General features: G+C 71.6%; 12 protein-coding genes. 6 read left to right on the top strand and 6 right to left on the bottom strand.

Going from position 1 to position 14,571, the window contains the following annotated elements; genetic code table 11:
- Positions 1-77: 77 nt before the first annotated feature.
- Positions 78-254 carry a hypothetical protein gene (locus C6376_RS44510; protein ID WP_173985731.1) on the bottom strand — a complete coding sequence of 59 codons (177 nt, stop codon included), beginning with the start codon at positions 252-254 and terminating at the stop codon, positions 78-80.
- A gap of 189 nt (positions 255-443) precedes the next feature.
- Here C6376_RS44510 and C6376_RS26080 point away from each other — a divergent pair, with 189 nt between their 5' ends.
- Positions 444-1,097: a lysophospholipid acyltransferase family protein gene (locus C6376_RS26080; RefSeq protein ID WP_107445662.1), complete on the top strand. Its 654-nt coding sequence runs from the start codon at positions 444-446 to the stop codon at positions 1,095-1,097.
- Between the two features lie 157 nt (positions 1,098-1,254).
- On the opposite strand, the gene C6376_RS26075 is transcribed toward C6376_RS26080, so the two are convergent.
- Positions 1,255-2,301: a LacI family DNA-binding transcriptional regulator gene (locus C6376_RS26075; RefSeq protein WP_254076047.1), complete on the bottom strand. Its 1,047-nt coding sequence runs from the start codon at positions 2,299-2,301 to the stop codon at positions 1,255-1,257.
- A 238-nt stretch (positions 2,302-2,539) separates the two neighbouring features.
- Here C6376_RS26075 and C6376_RS26070 point away from each other — a divergent pair, with 238 nt between their 5' ends.
- From C6376_RS26070 to C6376_RS26050, 5 genes are all read left to right on the top strand, one after another.
- Positions 2,540-3,466 carry a carbohydrate ABC transporter permease gene (locus C6376_RS26070; protein ID WP_107445660.1) on the top strand — a complete coding sequence of 309 codons (927 nt, stop codon included), beginning with the start codon at positions 2,540-2,542 and terminating at the stop codon, positions 3,464-3,466.
- 4 nt (positions 3,467-3,470) lie between these two features.
- Positions 3,471-4,394, top strand: coding sequence for a carbohydrate ABC transporter permease (locus tag C6376_RS26065; protein WP_107445659.1), 924 nt, complete (start codon positions 3,471-3,473; stop codon positions 4,392-4,394).
- 89 nt (positions 4,395-4,483) lie between these two features.
- A complete protein-coding gene (locus C6376_RS26060; RefSeq protein WP_107445658.1) occupies positions 4,484-5,821 on the top strand; it encodes an ABC transporter substrate-binding protein in 1,338 nt (445 codons plus the stop codon).
- 115 nt (positions 5,822-5,936) lie between these two features.
- Positions 5,937-8,000: a beta-galactosidase gene (locus C6376_RS26055; protein WP_107445657.1), complete on the top strand. Its 2,064-nt coding sequence runs from the start codon at positions 5,937-5,939 to the stop codon at positions 7,998-8,000.
- Between the two features lie 188 nt (positions 8,001-8,188).
- Positions 8,189-10,216 carry a glycoside hydrolase gene (locus C6376_RS26050; RefSeq protein ID WP_107445656.1) on the top strand — a complete coding sequence of 676 codons (2,028 nt, stop codon included), beginning with the start codon at positions 8,189-8,191 and terminating at the stop codon, positions 10,214-10,216.
- Positions 10,217-10,238: 22 nt separating this feature from the next.
- Here C6376_RS26050 and C6376_RS26045 read toward each other — a convergent pair whose 3' ends face one another.
- Genes C6376_RS26045 through C6376_RS26030 form a run of 4 tightly spaced genes read right to left on the bottom strand, consistent with a single transcriptional unit; the run spans position 10,239 to position 14,565 of the window.
- Positions 10,239-11,177 (bottom strand): STM4011 family radical SAM protein, encoded by a 939-nt coding sequence (locus tag C6376_RS26045; protein WP_107445655.1) that lies wholly within the window; start codon positions 11,175-11,177, stop codon positions 10,239-10,241.
- A gap of 10 nt (positions 11,178-11,187) precedes the next feature.
- Entirely contained in the window at positions 11,188-12,546 is a 1,359-nt protein-coding gene (locus C6376_RS26040; protein ID WP_107445654.1) for an STM4012 family radical SAM protein, read from the bottom strand.
- Positions 12,543-13,415, bottom strand: coding sequence for an STM4013/SEN3800 family hydrolase (locus C6376_RS26035; RefSeq protein ID WP_107449191.1), 873 nt, complete (start codon positions 13,413-13,415; stop codon positions 12,543-12,545). The genes C6376_RS26040 and C6376_RS26035 overlap by 4 nt, the downstream gene beginning before the upstream one ends.
- Positions 13,416-13,422: 7 nt before the next feature.
- Entirely contained in the window at positions 13,423-14,565 is a 1,143-nt protein-coding gene (locus tag C6376_RS26030) for an STM4014 family protein (RefSeq protein WP_107445653.1), read from the bottom strand.
- Between the last annotated feature and the right edge of the window lie 6 nt (positions 14,566-14,571).

Here is a 14,571-nt window from a genome sequence, read left to right as displayed (position 1 = left end):
GCGGTCCCATCTTCCCTCGTGGGAGCGGCTGTCCGCGAGTACGGGCCGGCTTTTCGCGCGGGTCGCCGGCCGTGTGCTCAGCGCCGGCGGCCACGCACCGGCCAGCCGCTGCCGACGCCCGCGACGTGCAGGGCGAGCGCGGTCAGGCCGAGGAGCATGAGGTTGGTGGAGGTGAAGGTGTCGTTGGTGGAGATGTCCGCCGCGTTGATCAGGAAGGCGATGAAGAACAGCACTGCCGAGACGATGGCGACCACGGGGTCCGTCCTTTCGGGGTGGGGCTCCTTCCGAGGAGCCGCTGCTTTTTGCGCATGCCCCCGACGGGGCGGTGAACACCGCTGCTTCCGGGCGGTGTTCGGCGGCGGATCTGAGTAGCGGTACTCAGGCGCGGCCGGGCCGGACCCCTGACACTGAGGCTCCGACCGCCCTTACGGAGAGGCATCCTCGTGTTCAGCCGTGCTGTCATCGCCCTGACGCCGCTCTTCGGGCGGCTCACCGTCACCAGTGAGATCAAGCTGCGGCTGCCCGCGGGCAGCATCTTCGTGGCCAACCACGACTCCCTGGCCGACCCCGCCGTCGTCATGGCCGCCCTTCGGCGGTTCGAGCTGGACCCGGTGGTCATGGCGACCGCGGGGCTGTGGCGCATACCGCTGCTCGGCCGGGCGCTGACCCGGGAGGGACACATCCCGGTCCACCGCCGCACGACGCACGCGGCGCTGGCCCTCGACGCCGCCGCCGAGGCGCTGGCCGGCGGTCGGCACGTGCTGCTGTACGGCGAGGGCGGGCTGCCGCGCCGCAGGGACGCGGCGGCGACCGCGCCCGAACCGTTCCGCACCGGGCTGGCCCGCCTGGCGCAGGCGACCGGCGCGCTGGTGGTGCCGGTGGGCCATGCGGGCGCCCGGCGCATCACCTCCGGCTCGGCCGTGAAGCAGCTGGCGGGCACGTTGACCGCGCCGGTGCGGCGCCCGCACTGCCACGTCCACCTGGGCGCGCCGCTGCGGCTGCCCGCGGAGACGGAGCGCGGGACGACGGCCGCGCGGCTCGCGGTCACCACGGCCTGGCGTACGGCGGCCCGGGCCGTGGGCGAACACCCGAGGTGAGCGGTCGCTCCCGGAAGCCGGCCCGCCCCGAGTCGCCTTGCTCGCCGTGCCGTCGTCGAGCAGCCGGGCCTGGCGCGGGCGGCCCCGGGCGGCGCTCGACGAGGGCGCCCCGCGCCGACGCCGCCGCCCGGGACGGGGCGGCCTGCGCGGCCCGGCGTCAGTCCACCCCGGGCGGCGGGGCCGTGCTCTGCCTCAGGACGAGCCGTGTCGGCACCAGCGTGGTCCCGTGCTCGGCGCCGTCCGGGCGCATCTTGCGCAGCACGGCCCGGACACAGAGCCGGCCCACCTCGGCGAAGTCCTGGTACAGGGTGGTGAGCGGGGGCAGGAAGGAACTCGCCTCGGGAATGTCGTCGAAGCCGATGACGCTGACGTCCTCGGGCACCCGGCGGCCGCCTTCGTGCAGGGCCCGGAGCAGCCCCAGTGCCATCTGGTCGTTGGCCACGAAGACGGCCGTGCACTCCTCGTGGGCCGCGAGTTCGAGGCCTGCCCGGTAGCCGGACTCCGCCGACCAGTCGCCGCGGACGAGGGGCGGGGCCGGCCGGCCCGCCTCGGCGAGGGCGGCACGCCACGCGTCCGCGCGACGCTGGGCGGCGAACGAGTCCGCGGGTCCGCCCAGGTGCCAGACGGTGCGGTGGCCGAGGTCGAGGAGGTGCTGGACGGCGGTGCGGGTGCCGCCGGCCTGGTCGGTGTCGACGACGGTGTAGTGGTCGCCGGCGTCGGAGTCCACCACGACGACCTGGACGTGCGGCGGGAGTTTGACGGTCGCCGCGTCGAGCAGGTGCACCTCCATGATGACGATGACCGCGTCGACGGCCAGTTCCTCCAGCCGGGAGAACGCGCCGCGCACCTCGTCGGAGGTGGGGACGGCCACCGGGAGCAGCGTCACCGCGTAGCCCTCTTCCGCCGCCGAGGTGGCGATCGCCTCCAGGGTGCGCACATTGCCGGTGGTGGACAGCGTGAAGGTGATGACGCCGATCGTGCGGAACTCGCCGCGCTTGAGGGCCCGGGCGGCACTGTTGGGCCGGTAGCCGAGTTCCTTCATGGCTTCGAGCACCTGCCGACGGGTCTCCTCGTTCACCCCGGCGTAACCGTTGGAGACCCGGGACACCGTCTGCGAGGACACCCCCGCGAGCCGTGCGACGTCGGCCATGGAGGCCGTGGCCCGCGGCCGCCGCGACCCTCTCGCCGGTGTTCTTTCGGCCATGTCCACCCCGTGTGCCCACCTTTCCGTCGGCTCCGCTGTCACAGTCTCCCCGGAGGGCCCTTGACCTTCGTTATCGGGGCAGTGTAGACATGCCGCCATCAGATGTTTACGTAAACATAACAGCTTGTACAGCCCTCTTGCGTGGCTGATGTTTACGCAAACATCATGGTGGCGGTGGGGCGCCCGGAAATCTCCGCGCAACACCGCCGGTTCCAGGACTGGACGAGCGAGGAACTACATGACGACGCTGCAACCGCCGGTGGCCGCCGAGCCGCGGCCGGCACCGCCTCCGGCGAAACGGGACCGCCGCTCCTGGACCGGGTGGGGTTTCCTCGGCCCGTTCGTGGCCGTGTTCGCGCTGGTCTTCCTGGCCCCGATCGTGTATTCGATCTACCTCAGCCTCTTCCGGAACCAGCTCATCGGCGGAAACCAGTTCGTCGGCCTGGACAACTACACCCGGGCCCTGCAGGACGAAGCCTTCTGGGGCGCCGTCGGCCGGGTGGCGCTCTTCCTGGCGGTCCAGGTGCCGCTCATGCTCGGCATCGCCCTGCTGGTGGCGCTGGCACTGGACAGCGGCCGGCTCTACGGCAAGAGCTTCTTCCGCATCACGATCTTCCTGCCGTACGCCGTGCCCGCCGTGGTCGCCACCCTGATGTGGGGCTTCATGTACGGCACCAAGTACGGCCTGGTGGGCGACATCAACTCCGCGTTCGGTGTCACGCTGCCCGACCTGCTCTCCCCCGGTTGGGTGCTCGCCTCCATCGGCAACATCGTGACCTGGGAGTTCGTCGGGTACAACATGCTGATCTTCTACTCGGCACTGCGCGTCGTCCCGACCTCGTTGTATGAGGCGGCGGAGATCGACGGCGCGGGCCAGTGGCGGATCATCCGCTCGATCAAGCTGCCCGCGATCCGGGGAGCCATCGTCATCGCCACGATCTTCTCGATCATCGGCAGCTTCCAGCTCTTCAACGAGCCGAGCATCCTGCGCCCGCTGGCGCTGAACTCCATCACCACGGACTTCACGCCGAACTTCTACACGTACTCGCTGTCCTTCAACGGCCAGCAGCACAACTACTCCGCGACGGTGGCCATCATCATGGGCGTCATCACGATGATCGTCGCCTACGCCGTCCAGCTGCGCGGCATGCGCAAGGAAGCGTGACCCGATGAGCACCTCTGTCACCGCCTCCCCCGCGAAGAGCGCCGCGCCCCGACTGCGGACCCCCCGAAAGAAGCACACCCCCGGCAAGCCGAAGCGCAACGTGCTGCTGACGGTGCTGATGGCCCTGATGGTCCTCTACACCGTGGTGCCGCTGATCTGGCTGATCATCAACTCGACGAAGACCCAGGCCGGCCTGGCCGACTCCAACGGCCTCTGGTTCGCCCACGACTTCGCCCTGTGGGACAACGTCCGGGACACCTTCACCTACCACGACGGTATCTTCGGCCGCTGGCTGCTGAACACCCTGCTGTACGTGGGGCTCGGCGCGGGCGGCGCGACGCTGCTGGCCGTGCTCGGCGGGTACGCGCTGGCGAAGTTCCAGTTCCCCGGCAGGCGCGCCGTGTTCGCCGTGGTGATCGGCGCGGTGGCCGTGCCGGGTACGGCGCTGGCGGTGCCCACCTTCCTGATGTTCAGCAAGATGGGGCTGACCGACACCCCCTGGGCGGTCATCATCCCGTCGCTGGTGTCGCCGTTCGGCCTCTACCTGATGTGGGTGTTCGCCGCGGAGGCGATCCCGACCGAGCTGCTGGAGGCGGCCCGGATGGACGGGGCGAGCGAGGTGCGGACCTTCTTCCAGGTCGCGCTGCCGCTGCTGGCCCCCGGGATCGTGACCGTGCTGCTGTTCACCACGGTCGCCACCTGGAACAACTACTTCCTCCCCCTGATCATGCTGAAGGACCCGGACTGGTACCCGCTGACGCTGGGTCTGAGCGCCTGGAGCTCCCAGGCGCAGACCATCGGCGGTGACGTGATCTTCAACCTGGTGATCACGGGGTCCCTGCTGACGATCCTTCCGCTGATCGCCGCCTTCCTGTTCCTCCAGAAGTACTGGCAGTCCGGCCTCGCCGCCGGAAGCGTCAAGGAGTGACGTGGAAGACACCCCCAAGCCCCACATTTAGGCCTTACCAGCATCACCCCCACCCTCACCCGTCCCACCCACGAAGAAGTGGAAGCCCCATGCGCAGAACAACGAGCCGCATCCTGCGCGGCATCGCCCTCGTCTCCACCCTGGCCCTGGGCGTCACCGCCTGCGGCGGCTCGGACGGCGACTCCGACACCAAGGCGGTCTCGGCCGGCGACCTCCAGGCAGCCCTGGACAAGGGCGGCGACATCACGGTCTGGGCCTGGGAGCCCACCCTGAAGACCGTGGCCGCCGACTTCCAGAAGAAGTACCCGAAGGTCAAGGTCAACCTGGTCAGCGAGCGCTCCGGCGACAAGCACTACACCGCGCTGTCCAACGCGATCTCGGCCGGCAAGGGCGTCCCGGACGTCGCCCAGGTCGAGTACTTCGCCCTCGGCCAGTACTCCCTCACCAAGGGCCTGACCGACCTGGCCCCCTACGGCGCCGACAAGCTGGCGTCGAAGTACACGCCGGGCCCGTGGAACGCGGTCAGCGACGGCGACAAGGTCTACGGCCTGCCGATGGACTCGGGTCCGATGGCGCTGTTCTACAACAAGACGGTCTTCGACAAGTACAAGATCGCCGTCCCCACCACCTGGGACGAGTACCTGGACGCGGCCCGCAAGCTCCACAAGGCCGACCCGAAGGCCTACATCACCAGCGACCTCGGTGACGCGGGCCTCACCACCTCCCTGCTGTGGCAGGCCGGTTCGCGCCCCTACAAGGTCGACGGCACCAAGCTCGGCGTCAACTTCGACGACGCGGGCGCCAAGAAGTACGAGACGGTCTGGCAGCAGCTGATCAGCGAGAAGCTGCTCGCCCCGGTCAACGGCTGGACCGACGACTGGTACAAGGGCCTGGGCGACGGCACCATAGCCACCCTGGCCACCGGCGCCTGGATGCCCGCCAACTTCGCCACCGGCGTCCCGAACGCCAAGGGCCAGTGGCGCGCCGCGCCCATGCCGGCCTGGACCAAGGGCGACAAGGCGAGCGCGGAGAACGGCGGCAGCTCGCTGGCCGTCCCGACGCTGGCCAAGAACAAGGAACTCGCCTACGCCTTCACCGAGTACGCCAACTCCGGCGCCGGTGTCGCCACCCGCATCAGCGAGGGCGCCTTCCCCGCCACCAAGGCGGAGCTCGAGTCGCCCGCGTTCCAGAGCAAGAAGTTCGACTACTTCGACGGCCAGGAGGCGAACAAGATCTTCGCCGACTCCGCCGCGAACGTGGCGAGCGACTGGTCGTACCTCCCGTTCCAGCCGTACGCCAACTCGATCTTCAACGACACGGTCGGCAAGGCGTACGTCTCCGGGACCAAGCTGGCGGACGGCCTGAAGGCCTGGCAGGACGCCTCGGTCAAGTACGGCGAGGAGCAGGGCTTCACCATCCAGAAGTAGCGGGGAAGCAGTCGACCGCGCAGCGGTCGGCACGAGCACCAGCACAGCAGTAAACGCCGGGCGGCGCGGCACCCGGGCCGCGCCGCCCCCGTGCACCACCTTCGGAAGGACCGCCATGATCTCCACCCTCCAGTCCCGCATGCTGAGCGGGGCGGACGGTGACCCCGCTCCGCGTCTGGCCTACGGCGCCGACTACAACCCCGAGCAGTGGCCCAGGGACGTGTGGGAGCAGGACGTCCGGCTGATGCAGGAGGCCGGCGTCACCATCGTCTCCGTGGGGATCTTCTCCTGGGCCCGCATCCAGCCGGGCCCGGACACCTGGGACTTCGGCTGGCTCGACGAGGTCATGGACCTGCTGCACGCCGGCGGGATCGGCGTGGACCTGGCCACCGCCACCGCCTCCCCGCCCCCGTGGCTGACCACCGCGCACCCCGAGATCCTGCCGGTCACGGCGAACGGCGAGACCCTGTGGCCGGGGGCGCGCCAGCACTGGCGGCCCACCTCGCCCGTCTTCCGCGAGCACGCCCTGCGGCTGGTCCGGGAGATCGCCGGCCGCTACAAGGACCACCCGGCCCTCGTCGCCTGGCACGTCTCCAACGAGCTGGGCTGCCACAACGTCTACGACCACTCGGACGACGCCGCCCGCGCCTTCCGGGTCTGGCTGCGCGCCCGCTACGGCAGCCTCGACGCACTCAACCACGCCTGGGGAACGGCGTTCTGGTCGCAGCGCTACAGCGACTGGGAGCAGATCCTGCCGCCCCGGCTGGCCGCCTCGCACCCCAACCCGACCCAGCAGCTGGACTTCAAGCGGTTCTCCTCGGACGCCCTCAAGGACCACCTGGTCGCCGAGCGGGAGATCCTGCGGGAGATCACCCCCGCGATCCCGGTCACCACCAACTTCATGGTGATGGGCGGCACCAAGGGCATGAACTACGCGGACTGGGCGAGCGAGATCGACTTCGTCTCCAACGACCACTACGTGCACCCCGGCCCGCAGGACCGCGACGAGCTGTCGTTCTCCGCGAACCTCGTCAGCGGCATCGCGGGGGGCCGGCCGTGGTTCCTGATGGAGCACTCCACCAGCGCGGTCAACTGGCAGCCCGTCAACGTGGCCAAGCGGCCCGGCGACCTGGCCCGCGACTCGCTGCTGCACGTGGCGCACGGCGCGGACGCGGTGTGCTTCTTCCAGTGGCGGCAGTCCGCGGCGGGCGCCGAGAAGTACCACTCGGCGATGGTTCCGCACGCCGGCCCCGACAGCGACCTCTTCCGTGCGGTAGCCGACCTCGGCGCCCAGCTCAAGACCCTCGCCCCGGTGGCGGGTTCGGAGCGCGAACCGGCCTTGGTCGGCATCCTCTACGACTGGGAGTCGTGGTGGGCCGGCGAGCAGGACTCCCACCCCACCGCCCTGCTGGACTACCGGCAGGAGGCGCTCGACTGGTACTCGGCGCTGCTCGCCCTCGGCGTCCGCGCCGACCTCGTCACCACCCGCGCCGACCTCTCCCGGCACCAGGTGCTCGTCGCGCCCGTGCTGCACGTCGTCCCCGCCGAGCTCGCCAAGGAGCTCACCCGGTACGTCGAGCAGGGCGGCCACCTCGTCACCACGTACTTCTCCGGGATCGTCGACGAGAACGACCACGTGTGGCTCGGCGGCTACCCGGGCGCCCTGCGCGACCTGCTCGGCGTCCGCATCGAGGAGTTCGGCCCGCTGCTCGCCGGGGAGAGCGTGGAGCTCGACGACTCCACCTGGGGCACGCTGTGGACGGACCGGATCGACGTGACCGGCGACGACACCGAGGTGCTGGCGCGCTACCGCACCGGAGTGCACGCCGGCCGCCCCGCAGTCACCCGGCGGCCCACCGGGGCCGGCTCCGCCTCCTACGTCTCCACCCGGCTCGGCGTCGACGGCCTCCGCTCTCTGCTGCCCCGGCTGCTGGAGCCGGCCGGCGTCAGCAGTGAACTCCCCGCCGACGTGCGGGGCAAGGTGGAGCTGACCGTCCGCCGCGGCGCCGGGGAACGGTTCCTGTTCCTCGTCAACCGGACCGACGCGACGGTGCCGGTGGCCGGGCTGGAGGCAGACATCCTGATCGGCTCCAGGGGCACGGACGGCGCCCTGATGCTCGGTCCACGGGAGGTCGCCGTCCTGCGACAGCCCGCGCGCCAGGGCGCGTTTCGACAGTAGCGTCGTCTGCCGGGAGGGCAGACGGGACTTTCGAAGCACGCGCCGGCGGAAGCCGCACAGCACCTCGTCGTCACCGCACCCCCCACGACTCCCCGGCACGGCATGCGCCCGCGGCCGGGGGCCATCCCCTGCCGCCCGCGCGGCCGCAGGGGCCCACCACAGCGACCGCACCGCAGTTGGGAGCACAGATGGCACGCCGCAACCGCAGCAGACGGACCCTCGGGGCCGCCGCACTCACCGCCCTGGCCACCGGGGCCGCGCTTCTCAGCGTCCCCGTACAGGCACACGCCGAGGCCGCCGTCACCGTGACGCCGGACCCGTCGTACCGGCAGGAGAAGTTCGAGGGCTGGGGCACCAGCCTGGTCTGGTTCGCGAACGCCACCGGCGACTACCCGCCGGCGGTCCGCGAGAAGCTCGCCGAACTGCTCTTCGGCGACGACGGCCTCGCGCTGAACATCGCCCGCTACAACATCGGCGGCGGCAACGCGCCGGACGTGAAGGACTACCTGCGCGCGGGCGGCGCCGTCGAGGGCTGGTGGAAGGCGCCCGCGGGCACCACCCGCGAGGACACCGACTGGTGGAGCGCGGACGACCCGGCGGACTGGAACAAGAACGCCGACGCCACCCAGCGCTGGTGGGTCGACCGCATCAAGAAGGACATCACCCACTGGGAGACCTTCAGCAACTCCCCGCCGTGGTTCATGACGGAGAGCGGCTACGTCTCGGGCGGGTTCAACTCCAACACCGACCAGCTGAAGGCCGACTCGGTCGACGACTTCGCCGCCTACATCGCGGGCGCGACCAAGCGGCTGGAGAAGGCCGAGGGCATCAAGGTCGACACCGTCGACCCGTTCAACGAGCCCAACACCGGCTACTGGGGCACCCGGCTCGACGCCGGCGGCCAACCGGTCGGCGGCCGACAGGAGGGCGCCCACATCGGTCCCGCGCTCCAGCAGAAGGTGCTCGCCGCGCTGGCGCCCGCGCTGAAGAAGGCGAAGACCAAGGCGAAGATATCGGCGATGGACGAGACCAACCCGTCCATCTTCGCGACGAACTGGAACTCCTACTCGCAGGCCTCCAGGGATCTCGTGGACCAGATGAACGTCCACACCTACGGCACCGGCCAGCGCACCACCGTCCGCGACCTCGCCAAGGCCGCCGACAAGCCGCTGTGGATGAGCGAGGTGGAGGGCGACTGGGGCGACGGGCAGAGCTTCACCGACATGCGTCCGGGCCTCGGGCTCGCCCAGCAGATGGTGAACGACCTGCGTGAACTGGAGCCCAGCGCCTGGGTGTTCTGGCAGCCGGTCGAGGACTACGACAACATGAAGCCGGGCGGCGAGTCCGCCAAGGGCGGCAACTGGGGCGAGATCCAGCTCCCGTTCAGCTGCACGAAGTCGGACACCCTGAAGTCGTGCCCGATCTACACGAACACCAAGTTCGACACGGCCCGCAACTTCACGCACTTCATCAAGCCCGGCGACAAGCTCATCAAGGTGGACGACACCTCCAGCGCCGCCGCCGTGACGAAGGGCGGCAAGGGCGTCTCCCTCGTCCACGTCAACTCCACCACCGCGGCCCGCACGGTCACCATCGACCTGTCGAAGTTCCGCACCGTCAAGCGCAACGCCACCGTCACACCGACCGTGACCAGCGCCGACGGCAAGCTGAAGCAGCAGGCCCCGGTCAAGGTCGTCGACGGCAAGGCCACCTACACCGTCCCGGCACAGTCGGTGACCTCTTTCGCCGTCAAGGGCGTCTCGGGCGTCGCGAAGAACGCGGGCCTGTTCAGCAAGGGCCACTCCTACACGCTGACCGGCGTGCAGAGCGGCAAGGCGGTGACCGTCGCGGCCGACGGCAGGAGCCTGGTGATCGGCTCGGCCAACGGCAGCACCGCGCAGCGGTGGCAGCTCGACGCACGGCACGGCGAGAAGGGCGCACGCCAGCGGTACGTCTTCGCCAACCCGGCCGAGGGCAAGCGCCTCGCCGTCCGCGACAACGTGCCGGTGGTCGAGCCCGACACGGGCGAGCGGGACCCCGCCACCGAGTGGATCATGTCGACCACCGGTGACAGCACGTGGACCCTGGTCAACGTGGCGACCGGACGTCTCCTCGAGGTCGGCGGCCAGGCGACCAACGAGGGCGCGGCCGTCACCACCTGGCTGGCCAACTCCGGTTCCAACCAGCGCTGGAGGGTCACGGACGTGACGCCGTAACACCTGCGCATCCGCACACCCGTCAGTCCGTCGTCCCCGCCCGCGTCGCGATCCTCGTGACGCGGGCGGGGTGCTGTGCGGGGACCGGGTGCCGTGGCGGGGCCGGGTGCCGCGCGGGAGCGGCCGCCGGAATGCGCTCCAGGACGCCGCCGGCGAAGACGTCGTACAGCGGCAGCGTCTCCAGGTGGACGTAGCCGATGTGGCAGTCGCAGACGGCGAGCGGACACGCCCGCGGGCGCAGGGCGGCGCGATAGGAGCCGTCGTAGAGGTTGCCCAGTTCGGCGCGGACGAAGTGGCAGCGCCGCACGGTGCCCTCCCCGTCGACCGAGATCACCGACTCCCCCGTGCGGCAGGGCAGGCCGGCGCTGGTGTGCGGGTGGCGGCTGTACGGGAAGAGCGGGTCGAGCGAGGTCCAGTCGTCGGCCTCGGCGTCCGTGTAGGTGTGCCCCTCGGCCGCGTTGATCCACAGGTAGACGTGGGCGGGCAGGTCGGCGCGCAGCCGGCGGGCCGCTTCCCGGTGTCCGGGCAGACCGACCACGCCGACGCTGAAGCGGACACCCCGGTCGGCCAGGTCACGGCACTTGGCGAGGAAACGGTCGTAGGGCGTCTGGCCCGGGTGGTAGGTGCACCACAGCGCCAGGGTGTCCGTGTCGGCCTCGGCCAGCCAGTCGGTGCGGCAGCTGAGATTCGTCTGGATCGCGACCCGGCGGATGTGCGGCAGGCGGGAGAGGTCGGCGAGGGCGCGCCGGTACCAGGAACGGACCAGGCCCTCGCCCCAGGGGGTGAACAGGAGGGAGAGCCGGTCGTCGGTGCGCTCCGCCGCCCACGCGGCGAACCGCTCCAGGGCGGCGCGGTCGGCCCGCAGCTCGGCGGTGGAGTCCCGGCGCTTGGCGAACGGGCAGTAGGGGCAGTCGTAGTCGCAGGAGGCGAGCGGGCCCCGGTAGAGCAGGGTCAGATCCATGACGGCCGGGTCACTTCCGCTCGTAGGCGGCCATGGCGGTCCGCACGGCCGGGGAGAAGAGCTCGGGGCCGACGGCGTCGGAGTGGGCGAGGCCCTCGGGGGTGAGTCGCAGGGCGGTCGGATCGGCGTCGGTCAGCCAGCCCCGGTCGGCGAACCGCTCGAGCTCGGGGCCGAAGTCGTCGGCGGGGGCGCCGCCGAAGCGGTCCCGGTAGTCGTCCAGGCGCAGCCCGTCGGCCTGGAGGAGCGACTGCAGGAGGTACCGGCGACGCGCCTCCGCCGGGCTCATCCGGTGGCCGACCTGGGCGCGGGCGAAGCCGGCCGCGTCGCCGGCGACGTAGTCGTCGATGATGCCCCGGATCTGGTGCATGTCCACGGCGTAGTCGAAGGAGTAGTGCAGCCCCGACGTGTAGGAGCGGGCGCCGCAGCCGAGGCCGATCATGCCGTCGGTCTGGCAGGCGTAGTCGTCGGCACCCTGCGGCGGGGCGTCGGCGCGGCGGAACATGCGCATGGACTGCTGGGTGTAGCCGTGCGCGAGGAGGTGGTCGCGCCCCGCCCGGTACAGGGTCAGGCGCTGCTCGTCCCAGGCCGCATCAAAGCCGGCCCTCGGGCCGCCGGCCGGGTGGCGCCGGCCGAGACCGGTCAGCGGGCGCACGTAGAGGGGATAGAGGTAGAGCTCCTCTGGCCGCCAGGCGAGCGCCGCGTCCAGCGAGTGCAGCCAGCTCTGCTCGGTCTGGCCGTCGATGCCGTAGATCAGGTCGATGTTGAGGACCGGGATGCGGGCCTCGCGCACGCGCCCGAGCGCCGCCTCCACGTCGGCGCGGCGCTGCGGGCGTACGGCGGCCCGGGCCTCCCCGTCGACGAAGCTCTGCACGCCCAGGCTGAGCCGGGTGGCGCCGCGGTCGGCGAGGACGGCGAGCCGGTCGGCGGTGGCCGTCGCGGGCGAGGCCTCGACGGAGAGCGGGACGGCGCGCAGGTCGGCGCCCATGCGGTGCTCGGCGATGTCGCACAGGCGCTCCATCTCGGCGGCGGTGAGGAAGGTGGGCGTGCCGCCGCCGAAGGCGGCCGTGGCGAACCGGGCCCCCTCCCCCAGTGCGCCGCGCACGGCGGCGGCCTGCCGCTCCAGCGCGTCCAGATAGGCGCCCGTGAGGCCGTCGGGGGCGCCGATGCGGGTGAAGAGGTTGCAGAACCCGCAGCGGACCTCGCAGAACGGGATGTGCAGATAGAGGGAGAGGGCGTCCTTGGGTTCACTCGCCCAGAGCTCCGCGAGGAGGGGTCGGTCGGGAAGCGGCCGGTAGGCCGTCTTGTGCGGGTAGGCGTAGACGTAGTGCTGGTACGGGCTGGTGCGGGTGACCGGCTCGGTGGTGCTCATCGGGCGGTCTCCGTCGGACGGGCTGCGGGATCACGGGGTGCGGGGTCGAGGGGTACGGGGTCCGCGGGTGAGGGGTCGAGGAAGAAGTGGGCGTACGGCACCGTCCACACGGACTCGTGGCCCAGGCGGTGACCGGTGTAGCCGTCGTCGCCGTAGGCGGTGCCGTGGTCGGAGCAGACGATCGCGAAGCAGCGGCGTCTGCTGCTCGCGGCGGTGAACAGCCGCGGGATGTGCCGGTCCACGTACTCCAGCGCGGCGGCGTGCGTCTCACGGCTGTCGCCTGCCGCGCGGGTCGCACCGGGCAGGTGGAACCAGTTCGGCTGATGCAGCGCGGAGACGTTCACGAAGAGGAACAGCCTTTTTTCGGGCGGGAGTTCGCGGAGCGTCTGCTCGGCGCGGGCGATCTGGTTCTCGAAGGACTCCGGCGAGGTGACGCCGAACTCCGGTGCCCAGTGGGACTCGTGGAACAGACCGGGCAGTACCGAGCCCAGCGGACCCTGCTTGTTGAAGAAGCCCACGCCCCCCACGCAGACGGTGTGGTAGCCCGCCTTCGCGAGACCGGAGACCAGATCGGGCGTGTCGTAGACGAAAGTGCCGCCGGCGGTGGTCTCGCTGCCGGCGAAACTCGCCGCGAACAGGCGCGGATGCGGTCCCGGGGCTGCCGGAGTGGGCAGGAATCCGGCGAAGACGGCCTGGTGGGAGGCGTAGGTGAAGCTGCCCGGGGCGTGCCGGCGCTCCCAGCGGCCGTCCGGGAGGTGGCGCGCGAGGTGCGGGATACGGCCCGCCTCCGCCAGCTCGGCGGCCACGTCGTACCGCAGGGTGTCCAGGGTGACCAGGAGGATGTCGTGGCTGCCGACGACGTCGTTCATGTCGGGCTCAGGCATGCGGTGTTCCTGTTCCGTGCGGGAGGCGACCGCGCGACACGGCCGCCACCTGGGCCGCGTACGTGTCCCGGCCCTCCGCCCCGCCGCCGGGCAGACCGGTGAGCCCGGGCAACAGGTCGCCGAAGGCGTTGACCTCGCCGATCGCGGCCCTGCGCCAGCCGACGGCGGGCAGCAGGTCGACGCCGACGCACAGGGTGCGCGGGAAGCAGGCCGCGGCCTGCTCGCACACGCCGAGGACGTCTGCCCAGCGGGCGCCCGCGGCCTCGACGGCCTCGCGGGCGGTGTCCAGATCACCGCGGCGGCCCCCGAGGTGCAGGTTGGTCAGGGGCGAGCGGCTGGTGCGGACGACGGCGTGGGTGGCGCGGCCGGCCACCACCACGACCCGGAGGTCGGCGGCCCGGCCGCTCTGGGAGGCCTTCGGCAGCCATCGCTCCAGGTGCAGTCCGTCCGGGGCGAGCGCGTCGACGACGGCCGCGACGTCCCGCTCGCGTTCGTAGCGGCGCACCCGCAGGGAGTTGTACAGGCCGCCGCCGACGGTCAGTTCGACGGAGGTGGTGGCCCTGATCCGGCCGCCGCCGCCCGCTTCGACGGCGAGGACCCCCGACGCGGACGACCCGTGCGCCGGCTTCACGAAGAGCCGGGGCATCCGGTGCTCGCGCATCGCGGCGCGCACGTCGTCCCAGCCGCGCACCGGCAGGCCGTCCGGACCCGAGGTGGGCGAGGCGGGCACCGGGACGCCCGCAGCGCGCAGGACGCCGTGGCAGAGCCGTTTGTCGAACAGCACGGCCAGGTCGTCCGGGTCGGTGAGGCGGACGCCGCCGCGCAGGCTGCGCACGGCGGCGAGGAATCCGGCGTACCAGCGGGCCGAACCCTCGACCCGGGTGGGGTCCTGGGCGCCCCGCAGCATCCGGTCGACCTCGCGGTTCTCCCCCGGCGAGTCGATCCGGACGATCTCGTCGACGGCGAAGTCGGCCCCCCGGGCGCGCAGGACGTCCGCCCAGGGGACGACCCGCGGGGCGGGCAGCCCGGCCGTCCGCACGGCCTCCTCGAAGAGGGCGACCCGGCGGTTCTCGGGGTTGGCGACCACCGCGAGTCGCGGCACGGGATCACTCACCGGCGCAGGCGTGCGGTCCATGGTTTC

The organism is Streptomyces sp. P3 (assembly GCF_003032475.1).
Lineage (GTDB): Bacteria > Actinomycetota > Actinomycetes > Streptomycetales > Streptomycetaceae > Streptomyces.
This window is presented reverse-complemented; position numbering and strand designations above follow the sequence as displayed.

Coding starts and splice junctions, on each gene's coding strand:
- C6376_RS26040 (WP_107445654.1), bottom strand. CDS start 12,546: ATGAGCACCACCGAGCCGGTCACCCGCACCAGCCCGTACCAGCACTAC.
- C6376_RS26035 (WP_107449191.1), bottom strand. CDS start 13,415: ATGAACGACGTCGTCGGCAGCCACGACATCCTCCTGGTCACCCTGGAC.
- C6376_RS26030 (WP_107445653.1), bottom strand. CDS start 14,565: ATGGACCGCACGCCTGCGCCGGTGAGTGATCCCGTGCCGCGACTCGCG.
- C6376_RS26065 (WP_107445659.1), top strand. CDS start 3,471: ATGAGCACCTCTGTCACCGCCTCCCCCGCGAAGAGCGCCGCGCCCCGA.
- C6376_RS26060 (WP_107445658.1), top strand. CDS start 4,484: ATGCGCAGAACAACGAGCCGCATCCTGCGCGGCATCGCCCTCGTCTCC.
- C6376_RS26050 (WP_107445656.1), top strand. CDS start 8,189: ATGGCACGCCGCAACCGCAGCAGACGGACCCTCGGGGCCGCCGCACTC.
- C6376_RS26075 (WP_254076047.1), bottom strand. CDS start 2,301: ATGGCCGAAAGAACACCGGCGAGAGGGTCGCGGCGGCCGCGGGCCACG.
- C6376_RS26045 (WP_107445655.1), bottom strand. CDS start 11,177: ATGGATCTGACCCTGCTCTACCGGGGCCCGCTCGCCTCCTGCGACTAC.
- C6376_RS26070 (WP_107445660.1), top strand. CDS start 2,540: ATGACGACGCTGCAACCGCCGGTGGCCGCCGAGCCGCGGCCGGCACCG.
- C6376_RS26055 (WP_107445657.1), top strand. CDS start 5,937: ATGATCTCCACCCTCCAGTCCCGCATGCTGAGCGGGGCGGACGGTGAC.